Raw genomic sequence first — 24738 nt, 5'->3', positions numbered from 1 at the left:
GGGATGCAACGTTTATGTAAATTATAGGAATATATATGCTGAGAGATACCAAAATAGTGGCTATTGGCGGTGGTACAGGCCTGTCAAATTTACTTTCAGGTTTAAAACATAAAACTAAAAATATAACAGCAATTGTGACGGTTACTGATGATGGTGGAAGTTCTGGTCGTATTAGAAGAGATTTTAAAATGGCGCCACCTGGAGATATTCGTAATTGCCTTCTAGCATTGTCTAACCTGGATAATGAATATAAATCCACCCTAAATTATAGATTTAAAAGTGACTCAGAATTATATGACCATAATATTGGTAATTTGCTTATAGCTGCATTATATCAGCAAGAAAATAGCTTTAGTAATGCTATCTACAAAGCAGGTTTATTATTAAACATTCAAGGTCAAGTAATACCAATTGCAGATAATCCAGAAGCTATTCTAAAAGCTCGAACTGAATCCAAAAAATTATTAGATGGAGAATCAGAAATTGGGAGAAATATTGAAAAGATTCTTGATATCTGGATTGAACCACAAAATATAGCTTTAAATAAATCTGCCCAAAATGCCATTGAGGTATGTGATGCTGTAATTATTGGACCCGGAAGCTTATACACAAGCATAATTGCAAATTTCTTATTTGATGGTTTGGTAGAATCAGTTAACAAAATCAAAAAGCCGATTATATTTGTATGTAATATTAGCAATGAAAATGAAACTTCTGGGTTCACCATAATTGATCATGTAACAGAATTTAAAAAACATACTAATGTGGATATTACACACGTTATATCTAACTCTACAAAAACATCTAATACATCTGAAAGAAATGATCTTTATTATGAAAAATATGAATATATCGACAAAATAAAAGTCATTAATACTGATCTAATAAATAATCATTTGAATAAAAATCATGATCCTAAGAAATTAACTGATACAATTTTTACAATTCTAGAAACTTTATCCTAATTATTTTTTAAATAATCGACCGTCCTAGCTATACCATCTTCAATGTCTACCTGAGGCAACCATTTCAATTCTTTTGTGGCTTTTGAATTATTTAGTACAATTTTATCGACATCTGATTTCCTTCTAGGCATAAAAGTAGGACTATTAGTAGACTTAGTTAAAGATTTTATAAGTGTGAAAATTTCTATAACAGAAGTTGCTTTATTTGTAGAAATATTATAAATCGATTTATTTGGAGCATTCATTGCCAATATATTAGCTTCTACTACATCAGATATATAAATATAATCCCTAAGTTGAGATCCATCTCCAAAAATATTTACTGAATTACCTTTTAATAAAAGTCCTGCAAAAATTGAAATAACACCTGCTTCTCCAGACGGACTTTGCCTAGGTCCATATACATTTCCATATCTAAGAATTGTATATTGATATCCATATAGCCCAGCGAATACTTCTAAGTATTTTTCAGAGGTTAGTTTACTAACACCATAAGGAGAAATTGGATTAAGAGATGAGTTTTCTAAACATGGGAATTCATTCTGATCTCCATATATAGCACCTCCAGTAGAACTTAATATTATTTTTTCGACTGAGGTGTTTTTACAAGCCTTATACAAATTCAAAGAACCTAATATATTATTAGTAGCATCTTCAGTAGGGTTTGATTCTGATACCGAGACACTACTTTGTGCAGCTAAATGAAACACTAGATTGGGCTGAAAGTCGTGTATAGCTGAACCAATATCTCCATTATATAAATCAATCTCATACAATTTTGCTTTATCATTAATATTTAACCGATTTCCAGACGAGATATTATCAAGTACCGCCACTTCATAACCCTCAATAATTAAACGGTCAACAATATGTGATCCAATAAATCCTGCACCACCTGTAACTATTATTTTTTTCAATTAATCCTCATTTAAATTAAAAATCATTTAGGTGAATATATTGTATTACAAAATAGAATTGTAGCAATTCATTGTAAGAAAAAGTTATAAATATATTGAAACAAATTAAATCTAATAATAGAATACACCGAGGTTTAATATGATTAATCAAGAAAAAATAAAAATATTAGCGCCAGGACTTTTATTATGCTTCATAGTAGGAAGCATAATTTTCGTAATGAGTCGACAAGTACAGAATTTATTGATTGATAGCCTCTTACTTGCCTTGATAATTGGAATCGTATACAAAAATGTTTCGCCAAAATCTGATTGGTACAACGCTGGTGCAAAATTTGCTGGTAAACATATTCTTGAATTTTCGGTAATGATACTAGGAGCTAGTATATTTTTGCCAGATATATTAGACGCAGGATTACCGCTATTTTTGCTTATTTTGTTTGGTGTAGTTGGAAGCATGATAATTGCCTATATAATTGGGCATTTGATACTTGGATTAAATAAAAAAATTGCGACTTTAATTGGTGTAGGGAATTCGATTTGTGGAAATTCTGCAGTTGCAGTAATGGCTCCAATAATAGGTGCAAGTGCAACAGATATAAGTGCAGTAATTGGTATAAGCGCGGTGTTAGGAGCAGCACAGATTATACTATTGCCATTACTATTTTCAAGTTTTGGTATAACAGAGTATCACTATGGTATTGTTGCAGGTATGGCTGTATACGCAGTAGCTCAAGTATATGCAGCATCTGCCACAGTCAGTGCTACTTCTGCTACAGTTGCAACGGTTGTAAAAATCACGCGAATAATTTTATTAGGGCCTCTGGTTGTTGTTGTACAATTAATTAAAAGCTTTGCATCTTCAAATACAAAACAAGAATCAGAAGAAAACTCTGGAAGTTTTTCACTTTTTAATTATTTCCCATGGTTTGTTATTGGATTTATATTTTTCTCTGTTTTACGCTCTGTAGATGTTATATCCGCTGATATTGGGAATCAAATTCGACAATTATCAAAATATTTATTTGTAGTATCTATGGTCGCCATAGGTCTAGGAGTAGATATAAAAGATGTTCTTAAAGTTGGACCAAAAGTAGCTTTAACAATTATATGCGTAATTGGGTTTATGATAGCAATAAGCCTGCTTATAGGTAGTAATATTTCTCCATAGTTACTCTAGGTTTTCATTAACAATATTACGATCTAAAAAAGACTGAATTTCTTCGTCATGATACCCTAAATCTTTCAAGATTTCCTTAGTGTGTTCTCCTAACAAAGGAGCAGGCAAACGAGCTGATTCAATATAATCATGCTGTGACATCTTAAATGGAGGCATAACATAGCTCACATTACCGACTTTGGGATGTATATCTGTAGCAATCATTTTATTTGAAATAACTTGAGCATCGTCTAGCAAATCATCTCTTTCTTGTACAATAGAACACGGGATACCTTCATAATTTAATTTATCTATCCAATATTCACTGTTTTTAGTTGGGAAAATAGCTGTAAATAATTCTGATAAATCAGATGCATTCTTCACACGATTTTCATAACTACTATAGTCAGGGTCATTAATTAAATGTTCAATATCTAATACACGGCATAATCCCGCCCATTGATTAGATTCCATTACTACTATAGCTATCCATTTACCATCAAAACATTCGTAACATGAAGCCATGGCTGATGGCGCGTTTCCAGGAAGACTTCCTTGATCATTTTCTATCCATATCAATTGCTGCATTTGCATTGCTAAAGCTTGATTGAATAATGAACACTCAATCTTTTGACCTTTCCCAGTTTTTTCACGTTCCCAAAGAGCCAACATTACCGAATAAGAAAGAGACATACACCCCGACATGTCTGAAAACATAATAGGATAAGGTACAGGAGTTCCATCAGGAAATTTTCTCAATGACAAAACACCAGATTTGGCTTGAAGTACTATATCGTATCCAGGAAGGCTTGCATCAGGTCCTTCACTTCCAAAACCACTGATCGATACATAGATCAATTTTGGGTTTAATTTAGACAAGCTCTCAAAGTCTAATTCAAATTGTTTTTCAGTACCCGGGCGCATATTCAATATAAACACATCAGCTGTTTCACATAATTGGGAAACAATTTTTTTGCCCTCATCGGTCCGAATATCTAATGAAATACTTTTTTTATTTCTATTTAATGATAAAAAAGGTTTACTCATGTTCCATTGTGTTAGATATGGGGTAGTATACCGATGACGCATGGCATCGCCTCGAATAGTTTCTATTTTTATAACATCGGCACCTTGGTCAGCAAGATACACAGCTCCACCAGGGCCGAAGTAAACTTGGGACATATCAATAACCTTTAAACCTTGCAATGGCAGTGTCATATATATCTCCTTAATTATAAGAAAACGGAGATTTAATATTTTTGGATGGCGACCCGGAGGGGATTCGAACCCCCGATCTCCACATTGACAGTGTGGTATGTTAGACCAACTACACCACCGGGCCAAATGAAACTCGGACATTATAACACAATCAATACTAGTTGTGTTGTGTTATAAAAAATACATCCTTTAAATCCCCTTTTCTAGATTTTGTTTTTGCCAATCAGAATCAATATTTCCCTGGTAAAACTTTTCAGGATTTTCTTTTGCCCACAATTGTTTTCTTACAATCATGTTGTCGAGCTCTAATCCCCTTACTTCGTTAACACTTAAATTACCTGTATTTACATATTCATTGAATTTACCTAACGATAATTGATGATTTTGATTACTGGCATTAATAAAATTATCTTTAGGTAAAATATTTATTTTTTCCCTACTTATCCATCTTTTGATGAGATTTTTGTAGTATGCATTCCTTATATCAGCTTTCCCAAATTTCCAGTACTCTAATTCACCATCGGAATTAATCAGTAATATATTAGGTACAACTTTAAAACCCATTAATTTACTTAAACTATTATCAGTATCAATTAACGTTGTAAATTCTGCTTTAGCAGATTGATGAAATTGCTTAACTTTATCATGATAAATTGCATCCATTGCTACAGATAAAAATTCGACGTTATCATCATCTGCAAATAATTCCTTGTAAGTTTTTTGCCAAACTGGCAATTGTGCCCTACATACTCACCAAGACGCCCACATAAAAATACAGAGTTTTTTGCCTTTGTAGCTATTTAAATATACTTTTTGTTGATTTAGATCAATGAGACTTAGATCAAATAAATCATTATTAACGGATATTGGTGTAGTCATATTTTTCCCCTGTAATTATATTAGATTCTTTGATAAAACATACTAACTTCTCTATTGAAAAGTTCTAATTGATCATCGTGTACATAATGCGTTGCATCAGGTATTTCAATTAATGTAATGTTGTGATTTTCTTTAATCATCTGTGTAGCAACATCATGTTGTAATATATCGGATTCATGCCCTCTGATCAATAAAGTTGGACACTTAATTTTTTTCACACAATCCCACATATATTCACCATCATTACGAATTCGTCCTTTTGCTATACCTTGTACATCCCACTTAAATCCATATTTGCCTGATTCTAATTGCTTGATAGTAAAATTCACTCTTTCATTTAATGCATGCTCAGATATTGATGGCCTTTGCTTTCTCCAAAAAATCTTTACATCCTCTAAACTTTCAAATTCTTTAGGAGTATCGCTCAATTCTTGATTTATCCGTGCTCCTCCTATGGAAGTAGAGACGCTTGGGCCTATATCTACAATAACAAGACTCTCAACCATTTCAGGGTTTTTTGATGCAAAAACGATACTATTACTCCCACCCATAGAATGACCCATCAAACAAAGATTATTAAATCCTTTTATTTTTACAAAATTTGTTAAGTCATCAACATATGCTTCTGTGTCATAATTATAATCAGGAGACCAATCACTATCACCTCTCCCTCTCTGATCTAAAGCATAAATGTCAAAATTGTCGACGAGTTGTTCAGCAACATCATTCCAAGCCTGTGCGTAACTCCTCATTCCATGAAGCATAATTAAAGGCTTTGTAGCATTAGTTTTATAATTTATATAATGAAGGTTCAAACTATTTGATTGGTAATAATCGCTGGTAAATTCTCTCATCAATAACTCCTTATATTCTTGCTAGTTTTTGAAAACTTCGAGCCTTAGTTGGAGCAGGGCCTTCCCAAGAGTCCTTTCTAAACTGATGACTCATTTCAGTCTTTGTTACTTCTCCAACATAAATATTCCCTTTTGAATCCACGCAAATTCCATGAGGAGCAATAAATTGACCATTGTCAAGTCCGTAACCAGTACCTAATCGAGTTATGAGATCTCCATTAGTTTCATAAATACTTACTCTTGGTCCAATATTTGGCAATTCTCGATTAACTGCACCACTAGAACCAATTTCTCCTAAATAAATAGTCTGATCCTTATCTATACACAAAGCGCATGCTCTATGCATATTATTCCATTGGTCAAGGAAATTTCCGTTTTTATCAAAAATTTGCACTCTCATATTTTCTCGGTCAGCAACATAAACCAATCCGTTTTTGTCTGTAATAATATTATGTGGAATATTAAATTGTCCTGGATCAGTACCCGCACTACCCCAAGAAAACAAATGTTCACCTTTTGAAGTGAATTTATGAATACTTGAGTTTCCGTATCCATCTGAGACATAAATATCTTGAGTTTCAGGATCTAAAGCGACATGAGTACATCGATTAAAAGGTTTCGCACTTTGATAAGGAGAGGGAGTTTGGGGGACACCTATCGTCATTAATACTTCTCCTTCAGTAGTACATTTCCTAACTGTATGATCTGCGTCATCAGTGCAATACAAAATGTCATCAGGGCCAACAGTTAAACCATGTGCGCGAATAAAGAAATCTTCACCCCATGAGGTTAAAAAATTTCCATCTTTATCAAAAACGATCATAGGGTGAGGGCCTCGATTAAATACGTAAACATTATCCTTCGAATCTACTCCTACACCACCCACTTCATCCCAACGATATTCTTCAGGTAATTTTTCCCAATTGGCTACAACTTCATATTGAAAAGATCCATCTCCAAGCCTCATATTTACACCCTCCATATTGCAAATTTGATAAAGATTTGTGTTATCCTAACATAATAAGAGTATTAAATAATGCGATTTTTTTATAAACAAATAAACAATCTGATTAGTTTATTTTTTTGGAGGTATTTTTGTGCAAATACCCAATGAGTTTAGTACATTAGCTAGAAATCATAGTAATCAATTTTTAAACTGGATATTAGGTATAATCTTAATTTTTTCAGGATGGCAAATATTAGGTATAATACCAATTCTACTTCACCCTAACACAGATGAATTATTACAATCAGGGAATAGTCCATATACTATTTTAAATTTTATAACTTTAATGTCAGGTTTCTTATTTGGGTTGGTAGCATTTATTTTTGTAGCAAAATATATCCACAAACGAACACTTATCTCATATCTTACTGGATTTAAAACAATACAATATGACCGAATTATATTTGCGATAGTAATATCACTTCTTATATCAGGTATACCCTTGATTCTATTAGCTCTCGCAAGCAATGATTGTCAAAATATAATTGATAAATCTATTGAATGTTCTACCGGGTTAGAATTTAACCCAAATTTTTCTTTTGTAACTTATATAATATTTATATTAATTGCCTTGATCATAACACCAATTCAAGTAGGATTTGAAGAAATACTATTTAGAGGGTATTTTTTACAAGGATTGGGTTTATTTACAAAAAATCCAGTGCTTTTATCTCTCATTGTTGGTAGCTTGTTTATGGTTGCTCATCTGGCTAACCCAGAAACTACTTACGGAATGGCAAAATATATGACAATATTAATGGCTACAGGTACTATTTGGGCTTTGATTGCCATTAAAGGCAATGGATTAGAATTACCTTTTGGATTTCATCTAGCTAATAATTTGTTTGTTTTTCTCTTTATTACAACAAAGAATTCTGTAATTACTACCCCCGCTTTATTTTATGATATTGGAATTGAACAAACAGGAATAACTTGGACAGATGTCTTTATGAGTGTATTTTTTACCTTGTTTATTCCATATGTAATTCTTGCAAAAAAATACAAATGGGGAATAGGTTTTTCATATTTGGTGAAATCCTATAGTAATTTAAAGAAGAAATAAACAAATAGACTATTTTATTAATGTAACAAGTCATGTACAATTGATTAATTAGTATACAAATTGAAGTGATCTAATTCGAAAATGAAAATATCGAGGAGGGCTTTGTGCTAAAACCAGATTACAAATCAAATATAATATTATCTGAAACTGAATATGACACTGTTGGTAAAAGAGTCAAAAGATACGATGCTACAGACAAAGTTACTGGTGCTGCTAATTATTCAGGAGATGTACATCCTGCTGGATATATTCACGGTAAAATCCTTCGAAGCCCACACGCTCATGCTAAGATTATAAAAATTGATGCTACAAAAGCATTAGAATTGCCTGGTGTAATAGCTGTCGTCACATCTGATGACTTTCCTATACTCAATGGATTAGCTGTTGACTTAGGAGAAGGTGCAATGCAAAATCCTATGTTTTTGAGTAATTTTTGTATTGCTAAAGATAAAGTGCTATTCAAAGGACATGCAGTTGCAGGTGTTTCGGCAACATCAAAAATAATTGCGGAGCAAGCTTTAGATCTTATAGAAGTTGAGTATGAAGTCCTTAAACCAGTTATGCGTCCTGAAGAAGCAATAAAACCAGATGCACCTATACTTCATGATAGACTAGTCACAATAAACTCTACCACTATTCGGGCAGGTGGCGTTAGTGCAGAAGAGCTTCCTAAAGATAAACAAACAAACTTAGCTAATAAATTTGAATTTGCACTTGGAGATATTGAAAAAGGTTTCAAAGATGCCGATGTTATTGTTGAAAAAGAAACAAAAACTGAAGCTGTACATCAAGGATACATCGAGCCTCAAACAAGTACTGTTAGATGGGGATCAGATGGCTATTTAACAATGTGGACAAGTAGTCAAGGGCATTTTGCTATGAGAGATTTAACTGCAATGTTATTAGGGATTCCTCAATCTAAAATCAAATCAATTCAAATGGAGATAGGTGGAGGATTTGGTGGAAAAACAATAGTTTATTCCGAACCTATTGCCGCTATGCTTTCAAAAAAATCAGGAGGTTCTCCTGTAAAAATAACATTGAACCGTACTGAAGTGTTTGAAGGAACTGGTCCAACTTCAGCAACTAATGTCAAAATAAAATTAGGTGCTAAATCTAATGGTAAAATTACAGCAGTTCAGGCAAAACTATATTATGGATCAGGGGCTTTTCCTGGATCTCCTGTGTTGCCTGGAGCTCGCTGTATGACAGCTCCATATGATATACCTAATGCTCACATAGAAGGTTATGATATTTGCACAAATCTTCCCAAATCTACCGCATATAGAGCACCAGGTTCTCCAACAGCATCTTTTGCAATGGAAATTGCTGTTGATGAACTAGCAGAAAAACTTGGTATCGAGCCATTAGAATTTCGTGCAATTAATGGCTCAAAAGAAGGAACCAGACAAGCTACTGGACCAGTTTTCGGCAAAATTGGTTTTCTAGAAACATTACAAGCTGCTAAAGAACATGAACATTATAAAAGTAAGTTAGAAGGTCCATATCGAGGCAGAGGTATTGCTTCAGGATTCTGGTTTAACGGAAGTGGACCATCAAGTGCTATAGCAAGTGTCACAGCTGACGGTACAATTAATTTAGTTGAAGGTTCTCCAGATATTGGCGGATCTAGAACAGCTGTTTCAATGCAACTAGCTGAAGTATTAGGTATTGATGCTACAAATATCAAACCATCAATTGGAGATACTGATACTATAGGATTCACTTCAGTTACTGGTGGTAGTGGAGTTGCCTTTAAAACTGGTATTGCTTGCTATGAAGCTGGATTAGATATCAAAAGACAAATGATTGAACGAGCAGCCAAAATCTGGGATGTAGAAACAAGTGATGTTGAATATGAAAATGGAGAAATCAAACATAGTTCTGATTCACAACTTAGAATGACATTCAAAGAAATGGCAGGAAAACTTAATGCTACTGGGGGACCAATTATTGGACGTGCTACAGTAAGCCCTGGATCGCCAGGTAATGCATTTGCAACACATATCGTAGATGTCGAAGTTGATCCAGACACAGGTAAGGTAACAATTTTACGTTATACCTCTGTACAAGATGCGGGTAAGGCAATTCATCCAACATATGTCGAAGGGCAAATGCAAGGTGGAGTAGCACAAGGAATTGGCTGGGCATTAAATGAAGAATATTTCTACAATGATGAAGGTAAAATGATGAACGCAAGTTTTCTTGACTACAGAATGCCAACTGCGCTTGATTTACCAATGCTTGACACAGTAATTGTTGAAGTTGCAAATCCAAGTCATCCATACGGCGTCCGAGGAGTTGGTGAAGTATGTATAGTGCCTCCTCTAGCAGCACTTTCGAATGCTATTAAACAAGCTATTGGCACTAGATTAACTCAATTACCAATGAATCCTGCGAGAGTGCTTGAAGCAATAGATAATAACAAATAATTTATTAGCTATGGCAAGTGTTTGGTTTAATCAAGAAATGCGAGAAACAACTGGATTTACCGGTACTGTTGAAGTTGAGGGTAAAAATATAAGAACAGTTATAACTAATCTTGAAATCCTTTTCCCAGGAATTTCTGAAGTTTTAATATATGAAGATGATATTATGCCTGGGCTATCCGTTATTATTGATGGGAATGTCGGAAGTATTGGTGTACTTGAAAAAGTAAATGAGAATAGTGAAGTTCACTTCTTACCTGCACTAGGAGGCGGATAAGTACTCATCTACAGTTGAATAATGATGATTCCAGTCAGATATTTTCTCAAATTCTAATGCAAACTTGAATATTGTATTTTCTTGATAATGATTTGCAACTATTTGGCACCCTATGGGCAATCCTTGTGCATCAAATCCAATCGGCACGATGAGTGATGGCAAACCTGTAATATTAAACATACTGGTAAAGCTTCGACGTAATGCATTTCGAATTGGATCTTCTGAAGGATTAGAATCATCTAATTTAGGTGCAGCCATAAAATTTGCGGGAGCTATAATTACATCACATTGATTAAAAAAAGATTTTATTTTCTCTGTAATTAATCTTTTTTGTCTTTGAGCATTAACATATTGATGCCCCATAACGTGCAATCCTGCTTCCAAACGCCTTCGGGGATGACTTCCATATGAATCAATATTTTCTTTCATATTTGTATAATGATAAGCAGATGATTCGGGTCCTACTATGATGTCATATAGTATTGGACCTTGTTGTGCCTCAGATTTACTCAATTGATCTAAACCAATTTCGACAATTTTAACCCCTAAAGATTTAAATGAATCTAACATTCGCTGTATATTTATTTCAACGTCTTTACTCAATATATCTTCAGTAAATGCAGTAAAAATCCCGATTGTTTTACCTTGTAAATCAAAATTTCCATTTATGTCTATATTAATAGGATCCATAGATACGGAATAAGGATCAGTATCATCATACCCTTCTATAGCGTTCAGCAATAAAATGCAATCCTTAACAGTACGAGTCATAGGGCCTACGTGATCTAAAGACCAACTCAAAGGAATAACTCCATGTCGACTAACACGGCCAAATGTAGGTTTTAACCCAACTATTCCAGAATTATGTGCAGGACCTCTCACAGAACCTCCTGTATCTGTGCCTAAAGCGCAGGTCACCAAACCAGCAGCTACAGCTGCACCAGACCCACTACTTGAACCACCTGGAAAATGATCTAGATTCCAAGGATTATATGTAGATCCAAAATATTCATTAGTCATTGTCCCGCCCATAGCGAATTCTAATAAAGCTGTTTTACCCAATATTATCGCGTTTGATTCTCTGAGTTTTGATGTTACAGTGGCATCATAGTCTGGAATATAATCCTTTAGTATTTTGGATCCACCAGTTGTTAATTGATTTTTTGTATATATAAGGTCTTTTAATCCTACGGGAATACCTTGTAAAGGACTTACAATTTCTTTATCCAAAAAAAGTTTTTCAATTCTCTTAGCTTCTTTTAAACTTTCTTGAGAAAAAACTGAAATAAAAGAATTAATTTTTGAATCATGTTCATCTATTCTATCTAAAAATGTTTGTACAATTTCAACAGGGGATACTTCTAAATTTTTCATCAACTTAGATAGTTGCTGGATGTCCATATATGCAAAATTATTATCACTCATCATAATCACCATAATTTCATTTATATAAACTAAAAGTATAGTACCATAAAACCTTGCTAACGTTATAGCTTACTGGTATCATTATTAGCTATTGTAACTCAATAATTATTAATCGTTATTAATATTAAATAGATCGTTAAAGAGAGGATGCCAAATTGAGCAAAATCAAAGTAGCTATTGTCGGAGTAGGTAATTGTGCCTCTTCTTTTGTTCAAGGTATACATAAATACCGAGAAGCTGATGAAAATGAATTTATTCCTGGGCTTATGCACCCTGTCTTAGGAGATTATCATATAGGAGATATTGAGGTTGTCGCTGCATTTGATGTGGATAAAGATAAAGTAGGTAAGGATTTATCTGAAGCTATATTTTCAGGGATGAATAACACTGTTGCTTTCCACGATGTTCCAAAAACAGGGGTAACCGTTGAAAGAGGAATGACGCATGACGGAATTGGGAAATATCTTTCTGAAGTTATAGAAAAGGCACCAGATCCTGAAGATTCTATGCCATCTATAGCTAGTATTCTTGAAGAACGTGAAGTTGATGTATTAATTAACTATCTTCCTGTCGGATCCGAACAGGCAACAAAATGGTATATGGAACAAGCACTCTCTGCAAAAGTTGGTGTTGTAAATTGTATTCCAGTATTTATTGCAAGAGAACCATATTGGCAAAGACGTTTTCAAGATGCTGGTGTTCCTATTGTAGGAGATGATATTAAATCTCAAGTGGGCGCTACTATTACTCATCGTGTACTAACTAATCTATTTAAAGATCGTGGAGTTCGAGTTGATAGAACATATCAATTAAACTTTGGAGGCAACACTGATTTTATGAATATGCTGGAAAGAGAGCGTTTAGAATCTAAGAAAGAATCTAAAACCAACGCGGTTACTTCACAGCTTCCTTATGATGTGGGTAAAGATAACGTTCATGTAGGGCCTAGTGATTATGTACCATGGCTCGAAGACCGAAAATGGTGCCACATCAGAATAGAAGGAACTACCTTCGGTAATGTTCCGTTAAATTTAGAACTAAAACTCGAAGTATGGGATAGCCCTAATTCAGCAGGTGTGGTTGTTGATGCTGTTAGATGTTGTAAAATTGCCCTAGACCGAGAAGTTAGTGGGTCACTAACTGGACCTTCTTCATATTTTATGAAATCTCCACCAATACAATATACCGACGATGAAGCCCATCAAATGGTTGAGGACTTTATAAAACCTATAGAATAATTATAAGTATGAAAATCGCGCAGGTGTCCCCTTATGACTTAAATTATCCCGGGGGTGTTGTTTCTCACATGTTTCAACTAGGGGAGCATTTGATAAATCGTGGCCACGAAGTGAAATATATAGGGCCAATAAATAGTACAAATAATAACTACTCAAATCAAATAATCCCAATTGGAAATTCTATTCCGATTCCTGTTTCAGGATCCATAGCTCGAATATCTTTAAATTTCTGGGGAACCAAGAAAATTAAAAAAATACTCGATAAAGAAAAATTTGATATTATCCATCTACATGAACCACTTATGCCCTCATTACCTTTAAAAATACTTTCTCATTCAACCTCAGTAAATATTGGAACTTTTCATGCCTATAATGACAAGGACAACGCATACAAATTTACTAAATGGTATTTAACCAAATTTATAAACAGACTCTCCAGTAAAATTACGGTTTCAGCATCAGCAAAAGAATATGTCCAAAAACACTTTCCAGGAGAATATACTGTAATACCCAATGGAATCGATTTAGATTTTCTTTCACAAAAATCTAATCCTTTAGATAAATATAGAGACAATAAATTTAATATATTATTTCTCGGAAGATTAGAAAAAAGAAAAGGGTTAAAATACCTATTACAAGCTTATATAGAACTTAAAAAAAAATATGCAATTCGATTAATAATTATTGGCCCGGGTAATCTTGACAAAGATTGTGTGAATATAATTAAATCAATAAATTCTACTGATATTGTTTGTACTGGACCTATCACTGATCAATATGAAAAACGCATGTACTACCAAACAGCAGATTTATTTTGTGCTCCTAACACAGGAAATGAAAGTTTTGGTATAGTACTTACAGAAGCAATGGCATGTGGGACTCCTGTAATTGCATCCAATATAAATGGTTTTAAAAATGTTATTGAACATGGTAAAAATGGTTTTTTATTCGAACCTAATTCTGTATCATCTATATATCAATGTATTGAAAAACTTATAAATAATAATGATTTAAGAAAAAGTATTGCTCAAAATGGCAAGTATAGAGTACGACAATATAACTGGAATATATTGGTTGATAAAATATTAGATTGCTATGAAAAGGCACAAAATGGATTATAGAAATTATATAAGAGATAACGTGTTAAACAAAATTGAATCACCTATAGTTTCTGTTTTTTATAAGCTAAAAATATCTCCAAATTTACTCTCAGTTTTTGGTCTAATCCTTGGAATTATAGCTGCAGTCCTTATAGGCTTAAATAATTTAATCTTAGCAGCAATTTTTTTAATTTTTGGAGCAGTTGCTGACTTATTTGATGGATCATTAGCAAGAAAATATGGCAAGGAATCAGTTTTTGGCGCATTTTTAGACTCAGTCATCGATAGAATACAAGAATTAGCTATATTTATTGGTGCCACATATTTATTTATTAATCAAGAAAACTATGAGTGGGCTATTTTACCAATTATAACTCTAGGATTGTCATTTCTTGTAAGTTATGCCAGAGCTAGAGGCGAAGGTCTTGGTATACAAATGAAAGAAAGTGGTATAGTTACTCGTCCAGAAAGATTGATAATATTATTAATCGGCCTATTCACAAACCAATTTATCATCGCAATGGTAATTGTTTGTTTGACATCCCTAATTTCATTTATTCAAAGACTACGGACGATAAGCAAATAACTTTAGTATTTAAATATATTTATAGAGAGATTTTAAGTCATTTATCATAAATTGATACTGAGCATTATGCTGTTCGTCATCACGTTGTATAAGAATGGCTTTGATATCTAAAGCTATAGCACCTGCTATATCTGAATCATAAGAATCTCCCACATGAATAATTTCATTAATAGTAGAATTTGACGCCTTTAGTGCAGCTTGGAAAATCTCTGGTCTAGGTTTCCCTATACCTACTTCTTCTGAAGTAATTATATGAGATAAATATTGCGATATTCCTAATTGATCAGAAATCCCATATAGATTTTTACCCATATTTGTAATAATGCCTAATTTATAACCAAGAGTATGTAGATGATCAAAAACCGGTATAACATCATCATATAGTTTAAATCCATACGGTATCTTTTGGACAGCTTGCCATATATTCCCAGCAGTTATCAAATCTACATTTAAACCTGCATGTTCTAAAATCAAAGATTCATACTCACTAAAAAAAATACTTCTCTCGGTAATGTCCATTAATGAAAGAGGTTTATCGCTAGAATTAATTTTTTCCATATAAGAGTCGGCAAATTTGTAACCATATTTAATTTTTTCAGGAGTGGTATTTAAATCAAATTGATTCAAAGCTTGAATTTGTATTTCTTCTCTCTCAGGATAAAACTTTGCCAACGTCCCAAAAAAATCAAAAAATATTGTTTTTATCATTAAATCTACCTTGTAACTATTGAGTTATTTGAAATACATTATTACATATAATTGGATTAAAGACAGTAAAAGAGAAAATATGAAAAACGTAAAACTTTTAGATGGTGGGACCGGTACCGAAATAAAACGCAGAGGATATAATGTACCATCACATATCGAGTCTATTTGGTCAGCTCAAGAATTAATTGATAATCCAACGGTGGTTGAAGAAATACATTATGATTATATATGTGCAGGTGCAGATCACATAATCATTAACAATTATGCTTTAACCCAACCAATTTTATCACGAGCGAATATTGCTTATAAACTTGAAGAACTAACCCTCCGGGCAATTGATATCGCAAAAAAAGCCGTAAAGAAATCAGGTGCGAACGTAAAGATCCTCGGATCTTTACCACCACTCGAAACTAGTTATCGAGCTGATTTAATATTGGAAAAAGAAGTAATGGCTGATTATTATCAAGAAATAGCGTCTATATTAAAAAATAAAGTTGATATTATTATTTGTGAAACGATGGCTAGTAGTGTTGAAGCCGAAACTGCTTTACGTGCTGGACTTAATACAGGAACAGAGACATGGATGAGTTGGACGTTACAAGGCACAAAACACAACACTTTACCCAGTGGTGAAAAGCTAGAGGATGCATATAATGCAATATCCTACCTTGACGCAGCAGCATATTTAGTCAATTGTGGTGGCGCTAATTTGATAACACAAGGAATTGAAACGCTGAGTAAGTTAACTAATAAACCAATAGGCGGCTATGCTAATTCTGTTTTAGTTAATACAACTGGGCATAAAACAGAATTAGATCCAGAAAGGTCACAAAAAGAATCTAGTGAAATAATTGATGAAAAATCTTATTCTGAAGAGGTTGCTAAATGGATTAATAGCGGAGCATCGATTGTAGGAGGATGCTGTAGTACAACCCCAGAACACATCAAAGTAATAAAGAAACTATTGGGATAAACATATGATTCTAATGAAAAATATGCGTAATTTAAAATTTCATGCTATAATCTTTCTTCAATATAAATTGGGTAAAAAGGATATAAGAATTGAAACAGTATGAATTAGTGATTGTTATAAGTCCCGAGGTAGATCAGGAGAATTCGGATAAAATTATAAATAATTTATCTACTTTAGTTAATTCTAATGAGGGAACTATAGAAGATTGGGATAGATGGGGAATGAGAAAATTGGCCTACCCCATTAATAAATTTCGAGAAGGAAATTATGCTTCATCCTTAATCAATATAGACCCTGCAAAGGTCACAACTATTGAGGGAAATATACGTAGCAATGAAGATATTTTGCGACATTTACTTACCACAAAAGATTGATAAACACGTTTGAATTGCTGAGGAGGTTGGAATGGTAGGCTTTAATAAAATTATGGTTATAGGCAATATTGGTACTGAGCCTGAAATGAGATACACACCTAGTGGAAGCCCTGTTACATCATTTCGAGTTGCTACAAGCAGATCATACACTTCAAATGATGGGGAAAGACATCAAGAAACGGAATGGTTTACCGTAGTTGCTTGGAATGCTTTAGCAGAACAATGTAATCAATATCTTGCAAAGGGACGTAGAACTTTTGTAGAAGGTAGATTGAAAAGTAGACAATGGGATGGACAAGACGGACAAACGCGATATAGAAATGAGATAATTGCAAGCAGAGTATTATTTCTAGACAGAAATCCTTCTCAATCCTCAGATAACGAACCATCTACTTTTGATAATAATGATTCAAATAACTATAATTTTACTGATACACCTTCTGACAAACCCATTGAAACTGACGACCTACCTTTTTAACATTAATCCAGGAGAAGAATAAAAATGACCACACAAAACAGATCGCGTCCAAATAACAGAAGACGACCAAACAATCGTTATAATAGTCGAATTAAAATATGTCAGCCATGTTTTGAACGCAAAGGCAAACCTGTTTCAAGTATTATTACTTACAAAGATGCTACTCTTTTACAACGATATATATCTGATAGAGGTAAAATTGAGCCAAGAAGAAAAACTGGTACATGCTTAAAGTGCCAAACTTATTTAACTAGAGAAATCAAAAAAGCGCGTGAAATAGCATTACTTCCTTTTGCTGCAGAACATGTATTGCTTAATCCTATTGATAGACGTTCAAATAATAGAAATTATTCAAATAGATCTTAGTCAAAATGGCGAATATTAATAACGAATCTAAAAACCGCATGACGTTGCGTGAACAACATCGCTTATCACAAAGAGAATCCAATAAACGAACTCTACCTATAATCATATTTACAATAATATTATTAATGATAGTATTATTAATTCCTGCAATAGGATATTACTGGACATACGTAATGCCTGAAAATAAAGTTGTTATTTCTGTTGGTGAAACAGAAATACAACTCAGAGATCTGCTTAAGAGAACGAAAGCAAATGCTGCTGCGGAAGCTGCTTTCGGATCTGAAGTTAAACTATCTCTACTACCATTTGAAACATTAAATGCAATGACAGATCATGAACTTTTGCGCCAAACGACCCCTACTATCAATTTATATGTAACAAGCGATGAAATTGACCAAGAAATTAGAAATGTTCATTACCCTAGGACAACAACTGCAGATCAATCAGATAAAGATGCACTAGATAGAGAGTTTGTAGAAACATATCAAAGTTATCTTAATATTACAAAATACAGCGACAAGGAATATAGAGACTTAATCCAAATGGGTCTTTTGAGAACTAAACTTACTGAATATCTAGGTGATAGGATTCCAACTATTGCCAATTCAGTAAACTTGAAATATATAAAATTTAGTGAAATAACTATGGCAGAACAGGCCTACCAACAATTGCAATCTGGTGCTGATTTTAGTCAACTTGCACGAATATATATGAAAAACGATGCATATGCTGACGACAATGGTCTAGTTGGGTGGGTACCGGAAGGCGCTTTCCCAGAGCTTGACCCAACTATTTTCAATATGGAATTAAATACTTTCAGCGAACCAATATTAACTAATCAAAATTCAGTGATAGTTCAAATAACTGCTGGCCCAGAACCTCAACCTTTACAAGAAAAAATGACAAAAATATTAAAACAAAATGCAACAAATTCTTGGCTAGACGAGCAGCGAGATAAATTAAACGTACGGATTGATTTCAATTCTCAAGACTACCAATGGATGGTAGAAAAAATTAACCGCTACGTTAGTTAGGTTTTAATTAATGGAAACGCAAAATATAAATGTTGGATTACTTGGATTAGGGACTGTCGGTACTGAAGTTGCATATCAGTTGCTTCATAACAAAAATGTTATAAATAACCCAAAATCAAATGTACAAATAAATTTATCAAAAGTATTGATCAATGATATTACAAAACAAAGGCCAAACTACCTGTCTCCAGATATAATTACTAATAATCCCGATGATATCTTTAATGATAAGAATATAAACCTCATCGTAGAATTAATTGGTGGAGATCATATTGCTCTTGAAATGATAAACAAAGCTATAGATAAAAAAATCAATATAGTAACTGCTAATAAACTTGTAATGTCAAAATATGGGCATGAGTTATTAAGTCAATCAAAAAATAATGGGGTTTTATTATTGTATGAAGCAAGTGTTGGAGCGGGTATACCTATAATTGGCCCCTTATACCATAGTTTAATTGCTAACAATATTACCAGAATAAACGCTATTATTAATGGAACAACTAATTATATTCTTTCGAATATGTCCTCAAGAACACAAACCTTTGAAGATGCTCTAAAACAAGCTCAACATCTTGGATATGCAGAATCAGATCCTACAAGCGATATAGAAGGTATTGATGCTACTTACAAACTATCCATACTGGCTTCAATTGTATTAAATAATAAGATAACTGAAAAAAATATATACAGAGAAGGGATCACTAAACTTTCAGCTGTAGATTTTAAATATGCTAAGGATTTAGGTTATACGATTAAACTTCTTGCGATTGGAGAATTGAATCGCGATAATGTTTCCCTAAGAGTTCATCCATGCTTAATTTCCAATGATCATTTGTTAGCAAAAGTAGAAGGTGTTTATAACGCCATAGAAATTCAAGGTGATCCTATTGGTAATATTATTTTTCATGGTGAAGGAGCAGGACCTAAATCAACTTCAAGTGCAATTTTAGGAGACATAATTTCTATTGCAAATAATATATCAAATAATAATGTGAATTCTACAGAGAACACCCGTGATTATACGATTAATTATGTAGACTATAGTTATACAAGTTCTTCTTACTATATGAGAATGTCAGTACTAGATAAACCTGGGGTACTAGCAGAAATATCTAGTATTCTAGGAAAATATAATATAAGTATAGCATCAGTTCTTCAAACGACTCATAATCAATCCGACAATATAGCAGAACTAGTAATGATAACCCACCCAGCTGTAGTAAATAATTTAAATACAGCTATTACAAATATTAAGAAATCAAGTCAAATTAAATCTATTGATAGTCTTGTAAGAATCGAAGACTTGAATTAGAACTAAAATCCCATAGGGAATAACTACTATCAAACACAAGTTTATGCTAAACTTAGCTTGCTATATACTAATGAAACTAATCGGTTGATTAATGAATCTAGGCGTAATACAAAACTATAAAAAATATTTACCTATAAATAAAGACACTCCTATAATCACTATGGGTGAAGGTCAAACCCCTCTAATAAAATCCACAAATATTATTAAATCCATGGGTTGTAAGAATTTATATTTTAAGTTCGAAGGTTGTAACCCTACTGGTTCATTTAAAGACCGAGGTATGGTTTTTGCTATATCAAAAGCATTAGAATCGAAAAGCGAAATAATAGCCTGTGCATCTACTGGGAATACTAGTGCTTCTGCCGCTGCATATGGAGCGAGATTTGGATTAAAAACGATCGTAATAGTTCCAAATGGCAAAATAGCTTCTGGTAAATTAGCTCAAGCAATTGCTTATGGCGCTAAGATTATAAGTATAGATGGTAATTTTGACCAAGGATTATCAATCATTCGAGATTTGTCCAACAACAACAATATAACAATTGTAAATTCAATTAATCCTTATAGGATTGAAGGTCAAAAGACTGCTGCTTTTGAAATAATTGATGAGTTAAACGATTCACCTGACTTTTTATTTATTCCAGTTGGAAATGCAGGAAATATAACAGCATATTGGAAAGGATTTACTGAATATTTAAAATATGAAAAATCCACCAAATTACCTAGATTGATGGGATATCAAGCAGCAGGTGCGGCACCATTAGTTAGTGGACAACCTGTAGAAAAACCTGAAACAGTCGCCTCAGCAATTCGTATAGGGAACCCTGCTAGTTGGGAAAGTGCGATAACAGCTCGTAATGAATCCAATGGAGCTATAGATTCTGTAACTGATCAAGAAATACTTTCAGCTTATGAAATGTTAGCTAGTAAGGAAGGTATATTCTGCGAACCAGCTTCTGCTGCTTCTTTAGCAGGATTAATTAAAACCAACTTAACAAATCCTGCAAGTATTAAAGATAAAACAATAGTTTGTGTTGTAACCGGTTCTGGACTAAAAGAACCAGAATTAGCTGAAAAACAATTCAATTCAAAGCCTATACAGATTAAGCCAGAAATTGAAACTGTAAAAAAAGCTATTTTGAATTTATAAAGGAGTAAATTGGAAAATATAAAAATTCATGAAAGCTTTGATTCAGTATCAGATATTTGGAAAACAGTACTATCAAGAATACCTCGACATTCAATATTTCAGACAATAGAATGGCAAAAAACTTGGTTCAGTATCTTTCACACTAATAACAGTTTAAATATCTTAGAAATATCTAACAATAACGAAGTAATTGGAATAGCTCCATTCATGCTAAATGGAGATAAAAAATTAACTTTAATCGGCAACAAGGATGTATATGATTATCAAGATTTTCTTATTGTACCGAATTATGAAAATGAATTCTTTAAAGAAGTTGGGATATTTTTTGAAAACATTAATTATGATTTAATAGAAATCAATTCGATCCCTGAAACCTCTGCAACTATACCTTTCATGGAAAAATTAGCAAAAAACAAAGAATGGAGCTTTGATAAATCTACTGAAGATGTTTGCCCATTGATAGAATTACCCAAAGATTGGGAATCCTATCTTTCTATTCTCAATAAAAAAGACAGGCACGAATTAAGAAGAAAGTTTAGGAGATTAGATGATCAATCAAATCATACGATTCAACAATTAACTGCTAGTGTAGACATAGAAAACTCGATGGAAGAGTTCTTTGAATTAATGTCAAAAAGTGGACATCATAAAGCTGAGTTTTTAACCCCTATAATGAAAATATACTTTAAAAATCTTTGCTTAGAATTATCCAAAGAAAATTGGACCAGGCTCTATTTTATGGAAATTGACAATAAAAAAGTTTCAGCTTGTATAGCGTTTGACTATAATAATATTCGATACTTATACAACAGTGGATTTGATCCAGATTATCAACATTTAAGTTGCGGGTTATTACTCAATGCTACTTCATTAAAGCACTCAATAGAATATAATTTTGAATGTTTTGATTTCCTTCGGGGTGATGAAAGTTACAAGTATCATCTCGGTGCTCAAAACACAACAATATACACTATTAAATTAATGAAAAAATAACACTAACTAATGTTTTGAATAAATCTAAAAAGAATTTATTAGTTTTATCATTTCATACCTGCCCTCTTGGTAAATTGGGTACCGAGTCTGCAGGTGGTATGAATGTATATGTTCTTCAATTAAGTCTTGCTCTAGAGAAATTAGGGTTTTCAATTGATATTTTTACTATAGATCATTCAGAATGTACTGAGAAAATAACAAATATAACTACAAATATTAAAGTTATACACTTAAATACAGTTCAGCAAAATATCTCAAAAGAAGACTTATACAACCATATAGAAACCTTCAAAAGACAACTTATTAATTATATTAATGAACATAACATCATCTATGATATTATTCATAGTCACTATTGGTTATCAGGAATAATTGGTAAAGATTTAAGTCAAGTTTTAGGCATAAATAATGTAGTAACATTTCACACACTAGCAGAAATTAAAAACCAAATTAAAGGACAACAAAAAGAATCTCAAATACGACTAGAAAAAGAACAAGAAATTGTCAAAAGTACAGGCACTATTATAGTTTCTACTAACCATGAATTGGAAGTTCTTACTAATAGATATCAAATAGATTCATCAAAGGTAAAAATTATTCCTCCTGGTGTAGATTTATCGTTATTTAAACCAAAAAATAAAATGAATTCATTAAAACAAATTGGAATGGGGAAAGGACCTATAATTATTTATGTGGGAAGAATTGACCCTATAAAAGGCTTACCTGTTCTTATTGAAGCAATGAAATATCTAAATCCAGATAAAAAACCTAAACTGTTAGTTATAGGTGATAACAGAATACAAAATGATGCAACAGATCAATCTTTCGAGTTAATTAGAAGATACAAATTAGAAAAACATATAACATTTATAGGTACTATTGAGCAAGCACAACTACCATTGTACTACAATGCAGCGAGCCTTTGTATTATACCTTCTCATTATGAAAGCTTTGGATTAGTAGCTTTAGAAGCAATGGCATGTAAAACCACAGTAATTGGAACTAAAGTTCCTGGATTAGAGTCTATAATCCAGAATCAATATAATGGAGTATTAGTAGAAGTTAACTCTCCCCAAAAACTTGCTTCTGCTATAGAAAAATTACTTACAAACGTTGATTTGAACATCCAGATAGCAGAAAACGGGTATAAGAAATCCAAAGATATGACTTGGGACTCATTTGCATTAAAAACATCACAAATATATGAAAACTTAATAAATTAATTATGCCTTTGTACACCAATGACTATATTTAATATTTCTACCAGTAACAATATCAAAATATAACGATTGAATTTCTCGTGTTAGTGGTCCCATTTGTCCATCACCAATATCGTGATTATCAATAGATCCTACACCTTGTACATGTGCAGCTGTTCCTGTCAAAAAGATTTCGTCTGCTAAATATAATTCAGACCGCGGAATACTTCTTTCTTCTACATCAAAGCCAAGTTCATTTTTGACTATATCAACTACACAATCTCGAGTGATACCAGGTAAAAGATTATCGATCAACGGTGGTGTTGATAACTTTCCGTTTCGATATATAAAAATATTTTCTCCTGTACCTTCAGAAACTCTCCCTTGTTGGTTTAATAATATAGCTTCATCAAATCCAGCGACAATAGCTTCAGTTTTAGCAAGAATACTATTCACATATAAACCGCTGATTTTCAAATGAGGAGGTATAATATAGTCCTCCATTCTTCGATATGAAGAAGTACAACATTTAACAGCTTTTTCAGTATCTAAATAATCTCCTAATGGAACAACTACAATAGTAAATCCATCATCTTCTAATTTACTCAGGTCTAAATAAGCAACACGTTCTGCCCCTTTATAAGCTAAAGGTCTTATATATACATCTTGATTATATTCACATTTTTCGACTAATTCTTTGGTAAGATTACACAATTCATCTACTGTATAAGGAACTTTTATACGCATCAATTTACAACCCGATAAAAGTCTTTCATAGTGTTCTTTGAGCTTAAAAATATAGGTCGATTCATCTTCTTCATTCCAATTACCTCTAATACCCTCAAACACAGCAGTACCGTAATGCAAAGCATGTGTCATTACACCAACTGATGCATCTTTCAAAGGGACGAACTCACCTTTGTGAAAAGCTATTTCAGGCATATTTTTGCTCCTTTCGACAAAAATTGAATTCACTGTGATTATAAATAATATCACGTTTTATAAAAACAACAAAATCATAGATACGTAGAATAT

Annotated in this window: 25 protein-coding genes and 1 tRNA gene; 17 read left to right on the top strand and 9 right to left on the bottom strand. The window is 32.9% G+C overall.

Features of this window, described 5'->3' with window-relative positions; genetic code table 11:
• The first annotated feature begins 35 nt into the window (after positions 1-35).
• The gene (locus tag FI695_03270) at positions 36-965 is read left to right on the top strand and encodes a YvcK family protein (protein ID MQG50980.1); all 930 of its coding nucleotides are present in this window, start codon (positions 36-38) and stop codon (positions 963-965) included.
• On the opposite strand, the gene FI695_03265 is transcribed toward FI695_03270, so the two are convergent.
• Positions 962-1873, bottom strand: coding sequence for an NAD-dependent epimerase/dehydratase family protein (locus FI695_03265; protein ID MQG50979.1), 912 nt, complete (start codon positions 1871-1873; stop codon positions 962-964). The genes FI695_03270 and FI695_03265 overlap by 4 nt on opposite strands.
• A 148-nt stretch (positions 1874-2021) precedes the next feature.
• Here FI695_03265 and FI695_03260 point away from each other — a divergent pair, with 148 nt between their 5' ends.
• A complete protein-coding gene (locus FI695_03260) occupies positions 2022-3050 on the top strand; it encodes a putative sulfate exporter family transporter (protein ID MQG50978.1) in 1029 nt (342 codons plus the stop codon).
• Here FI695_03260 and FI695_03255 read toward each other — a convergent pair whose 3' ends face one another.
• From FI695_03255 to FI695_03235, 5 genes are all read right to left on the bottom strand, one after another.
• Complete coding sequence (locus FI695_03255; GenBank protein ID MQG50977.1) at positions 3051-4256, bottom strand: CoA transferase; 1206 nt, start codon at positions 4254-4256, stop codon at positions 3051-3053.
• Positions 4257-4302: 46 nt separating this feature from the next.
• Positions 4303-4380, bottom strand: a tRNA-Asp gene (locus FI695_03250).
• Positions 4381-4445: 65 nt separating this feature from the next.
• The gene (locus tag FI695_03245; GenBank protein MQG50976.1) at positions 4446-4991 is read right to left on the bottom strand and encodes a hypothetical protein; all 546 of its coding nucleotides are present in this window, start codon (positions 4989-4991) and stop codon (positions 4446-4448) included.
• A 164-nt stretch (positions 4992-5155) separates the two neighbouring features.
• Positions 5156-5989 carry an alpha/beta hydrolase gene (locus FI695_03240; protein ID MQG50975.1) on the bottom strand — a complete coding sequence of 278 codons (834 nt, stop codon included), beginning with the start codon at positions 5987-5989 and terminating at the stop codon, positions 5156-5158.
• A 10-nt stretch (positions 5990-5999) separates the two neighbouring features.
• The gene (locus FI695_03235; protein ID MQG50974.1) at positions 6000-6971 is read right to left on the bottom strand and encodes a hypothetical protein; all 972 of its coding nucleotides are present in this window, start codon (positions 6969-6971) and stop codon (positions 6000-6002) included.
• 115 nt (positions 6972-7086) lie between these two features.
• Between FI695_03235 and FI695_03230 the strand changes: the two genes are divergently transcribed.
• The 3 genes from FI695_03230 to FI695_03220 all read left to right on the top strand — a co-directional run bounded on the left by FI695_03230 (position 7087) and on the right by FI695_03220 (position 10764).
• On the top strand, positions 7087-8058 hold the full coding sequence (locus tag FI695_03230; GenBank protein MQG50973.1) for a CPBP family intramembrane metalloprotease: 972 nt from the start codon (positions 7087-7089) through the stop codon (positions 8056-8058).
• A 134-nt stretch (positions 8059-8192) separates the two neighbouring features.
• A complete protein-coding gene (locus tag FI695_03225; GenBank protein MQG50972.1) occupies positions 8193-10490 on the top strand; it encodes a xanthine dehydrogenase family protein molybdopterin-binding subunit in 2298 nt (765 codons plus the stop codon).
• A 10-nt stretch (positions 10491-10500) separates the two neighbouring features.
• Complete coding sequence (locus FI695_03220) at positions 10501-10764, top strand: MoaD/ThiS family protein (GenBank protein ID MQG50971.1); 264 nt, start codon at positions 10501-10503, stop codon at positions 10762-10764.
• Here the strand turns inward: FI695_03220 and gatA are convergent.
• Entirely contained in the window at positions 10750-12201 is a 1452-nt protein-coding gene (gene gatA / locus FI695_03215) for an Asp-tRNA(Asn)/Glu-tRNA(Gln) amidotransferase subunit GatA (protein MQG50970.1), read from the bottom strand. The two genes, FI695_03220 and gatA, sit on opposite strands and share 15 nt — an antisense overlap.
• Before the next feature lie 143 nt (positions 12202-12344).
• On the opposite strand from gatA, the gene FI695_03210 reads away from it, so the two are divergent.
• The 3 genes from FI695_03210 to FI695_03200 are packed head-to-tail and all read left to right on the top strand — an operon-like array spanning position 12345 to position 15113.
• The gene (locus tag FI695_03210) at positions 12345-13427 is read left to right on the top strand and encodes an inositol-3-phosphate synthase (GenBank protein ID MQG50969.1); all 1083 of its coding nucleotides are present in this window, start codon (positions 12345-12347) and stop codon (positions 13425-13427) included.
• 8 nt (positions 13428-13435) lie between these two features.
• On the top strand, positions 13436-14548 hold the full coding sequence (locus FI695_03205; protein MQG50968.1) for a glycosyltransferase family 4 protein: 1113 nt from the start codon (positions 13436-13438) through the stop codon (positions 14546-14548).
• On the top strand, positions 14523-15113 hold the full coding sequence (locus FI695_03200; protein MQG50967.1) for a CDP-alcohol phosphatidyltransferase family protein: 591 nt from the start codon (positions 14523-14525) through the stop codon (positions 15111-15113). The genes FI695_03205 and FI695_03200 overlap by 26 nt, the downstream gene beginning before the upstream one ends.
• A 9-nt stretch (positions 15114-15122) precedes the next feature.
• On the opposite strand, the gene FI695_03195 is transcribed toward FI695_03200, so the two are convergent.
• Positions 15123-15821, bottom strand: a complete 699-nt coding sequence (locus tag FI695_03195; GenBank protein MQG50966.1) for an HAD family hydrolase — start codon at positions 15819-15821, stop codon at positions 15123-15125.
• A 79-nt stretch (positions 15822-15900) separates the two neighbouring features.
• On the opposite strand from FI695_03195, the gene FI695_03190 reads away from it, so the two are divergent.
• The 9 genes from FI695_03190 (at position 15901) to FI695_03150 (ending at position 23727) form a co-directional block, all read left to right on the top strand.
• On the top strand, positions 15901-16794 hold the full coding sequence (locus tag FI695_03190) for a homocysteine S-methyltransferase family protein (protein MQG50965.1): 894 nt from the start codon (positions 15901-15903) through the stop codon (positions 16792-16794).
• Between the two features lie 89 nt (positions 16795-16883).
• Positions 16884-17168, top strand: a complete 285-nt coding sequence (gene rpsF, locus FI695_03185; protein MQG50964.1) for a 30S ribosomal protein S6 — start codon at positions 16884-16886, stop codon at positions 17166-17168.
• Positions 17169-17199: 31 nt separating this feature from the next.
• Positions 17200-17646, top strand: a complete 447-nt coding sequence (locus FI695_03180; protein MQG50963.1) for a single-stranded DNA-binding protein — start codon at positions 17200-17202, stop codon at positions 17644-17646.
• A 24-nt stretch (positions 17647-17670) separates the two neighbouring features.
• Positions 17671-18012 (top strand): 30S ribosomal protein S18, encoded by a 342-nt coding sequence (gene rpsR / locus FI695_03175; GenBank protein ID MQG50962.1) that lies wholly within the window; start codon positions 17671-17673, stop codon positions 18010-18012.
• Positions 18013-18017: 5 nt separating this feature from the next.
• Positions 18018-19046 (top strand): hypothetical protein, encoded by a 1029-nt coding sequence (locus tag FI695_03170; GenBank protein MQG50961.1) that lies wholly within the window; start codon positions 18018-18020, stop codon positions 19044-19046.
• Positions 19047-19056: 10 nt separating this feature from the next.
• Positions 19057-20361 carry a homoserine dehydrogenase gene (locus FI695_03165; protein MQG50960.1) on the top strand — a complete coding sequence of 435 codons (1305 nt, stop codon included), beginning with the start codon at positions 19057-19059 and terminating at the stop codon, positions 20359-20361.
• 91 nt (positions 20362-20452) lie between these two features.
• On the top strand, positions 20453-21511 hold the full coding sequence (locus tag FI695_03160; GenBank protein ID MQG50959.1) for a threonine synthase: 1059 nt from the start codon (positions 20453-20455) through the stop codon (positions 21509-21511).
• A 9-nt stretch (positions 21512-21520) separates the two neighbouring features.
• Positions 21521-22504 carry a GNAT family N-acetyltransferase gene (locus FI695_03155; protein MQG50958.1) on the top strand — a complete coding sequence of 328 codons (984 nt, stop codon included), beginning with the start codon at positions 21521-21523 and terminating at the stop codon, positions 22502-22504.
• Positions 22505-22518: 14 nt separating this feature from the next.
• Entirely contained in the window at positions 22519-23727 is a 1209-nt protein-coding gene (locus FI695_03150) for a glycosyltransferase family 1 protein (GenBank protein ID MQG50957.1), read from the top strand.
• Here FI695_03150 and FI695_03145 read toward each other — a convergent pair whose 3' ends face one another.
• Positions 23728-24645, bottom strand: coding sequence for a branched-chain amino acid transaminase (locus tag FI695_03145; protein MQG50956.1), 918 nt, complete (start codon positions 24643-24645; stop codon positions 23728-23730).
• Positions 24646-24738 lie beyond the last annotated feature (93 nt).

Source organism: SAR202 cluster bacterium, from assembly GCA_009392515.1.
Lineage (GTDB): Bacteria > Chloroflexota > Dehalococcoidia > Lucifugimonadales > UBA6952 > UBA6952.
Note: the sequence above shows the minus strand (reverse complement) of the source record. Positions and strands in the feature narration are given on the sequence as shown.

What these genes read in the sequence shown, in the direction of transcription:
- gatA (MQG50970.1), bottom strand. Translation starts at nt 12,201, where the DNA reads ATGGTGATTATGATGAGTGATAATAATTTTGCATATATGGACATCCAG.
- FI695_03145 (MQG50956.1), bottom strand. Translation starts at nt 24,645, where the DNA reads ATGCCTGAAATAGCTTTTCACAAAGGTGAGTTCGTCCCTTTGAAAGAT.
- FI695_03255 (MQG50977.1), bottom strand. Translation starts at nt 4,256, where the DNA reads ATGACACTGCCATTGCAAGGTTTAAAGGTTATTGATATGTCCCAAGTT.
- FI695_03170 (MQG50961.1), top strand. Translation starts at nt 18,018, where the DNA reads ATGGCGAATATTAATAACGAATCTAAAAACCGCATGACGTTGCGTGAA.
- FI695_03165 (MQG50960.1), top strand. Translation starts at nt 19,057, where the DNA reads ATGGAAACGCAAAATATAAATGTTGGATTACTTGGATTAGGGACTGTC.
- FI695_03195 (MQG50966.1), bottom strand. Translation starts at nt 15,821, where the DNA reads ATGATAAAAACAATATTTTTTGATTTTTTTGGGACGTTGGCAAAGTTT.
- FI695_03260 (MQG50978.1), top strand. Translation starts at nt 2,022, where the DNA reads ATGATTAATCAAGAAAAAATAAAAATATTAGCGCCAGGACTTTTATTA.
- FI695_03180 (MQG50963.1), top strand. Translation starts at nt 17,200, where the DNA reads ATGGTAGGCTTTAATAAAATTATGGTTATAGGCAATATTGGTACTGAG.
- FI695_03235 (MQG50974.1), bottom strand. Translation starts at nt 6,971, where the DNA reads ATGGAGGGTGTAAATATGAGGCTTGGAGATGGATCTTTTCAATATGAA.
- FI695_03270 (MQG50980.1), top strand. Translation starts at nt 36, where the DNA reads ATGCTGAGAGATACCAAAATAGTGGCTATTGGCGGTGGTACAGGCCTG.
- rpsR (MQG50962.1), top strand. Translation starts at nt 17,671, where the DNA reads ATGACCACACAAAACAGATCGCGTCCAAATAACAGAAGACGACCAAAC.
- FI695_03160 (MQG50959.1), top strand. Translation starts at nt 20,453, where the DNA reads ATGAATCTAGGCGTAATACAAAACTATAAAAAATATTTACCTATAAAT.
- FI695_03205 (MQG50968.1), top strand. Translation starts at nt 13,436, where the DNA reads ATGAAAATCGCGCAGGTGTCCCCTTATGACTTAAATTATCCCGGGGGT.
- FI695_03190 (MQG50965.1), top strand. Translation starts at nt 15,901, where the DNA reads ATGAAAAACGTAAAACTTTTAGATGGTGGGACCGGTACCGAAATAAAA.
- FI695_03240 (MQG50975.1), bottom strand. Translation starts at nt 5,989, where the DNA reads ATGAGAGAATTTACCAGCGATTATTACCAATCAAATAGTTTGAACCTT.
- FI695_03220 (MQG50971.1), top strand. Translation starts at nt 10,501, where the DNA reads ATGGCAAGTGTTTGGTTTAATCAAGAAATGCGAGAAACAACTGGATTT.
- FI695_03200 (MQG50967.1), top strand. Translation starts at nt 14,523, where the DNA reads ATGAAAAGGCACAAAATGGATTATAGAAATTATATAAGAGATAACGTG.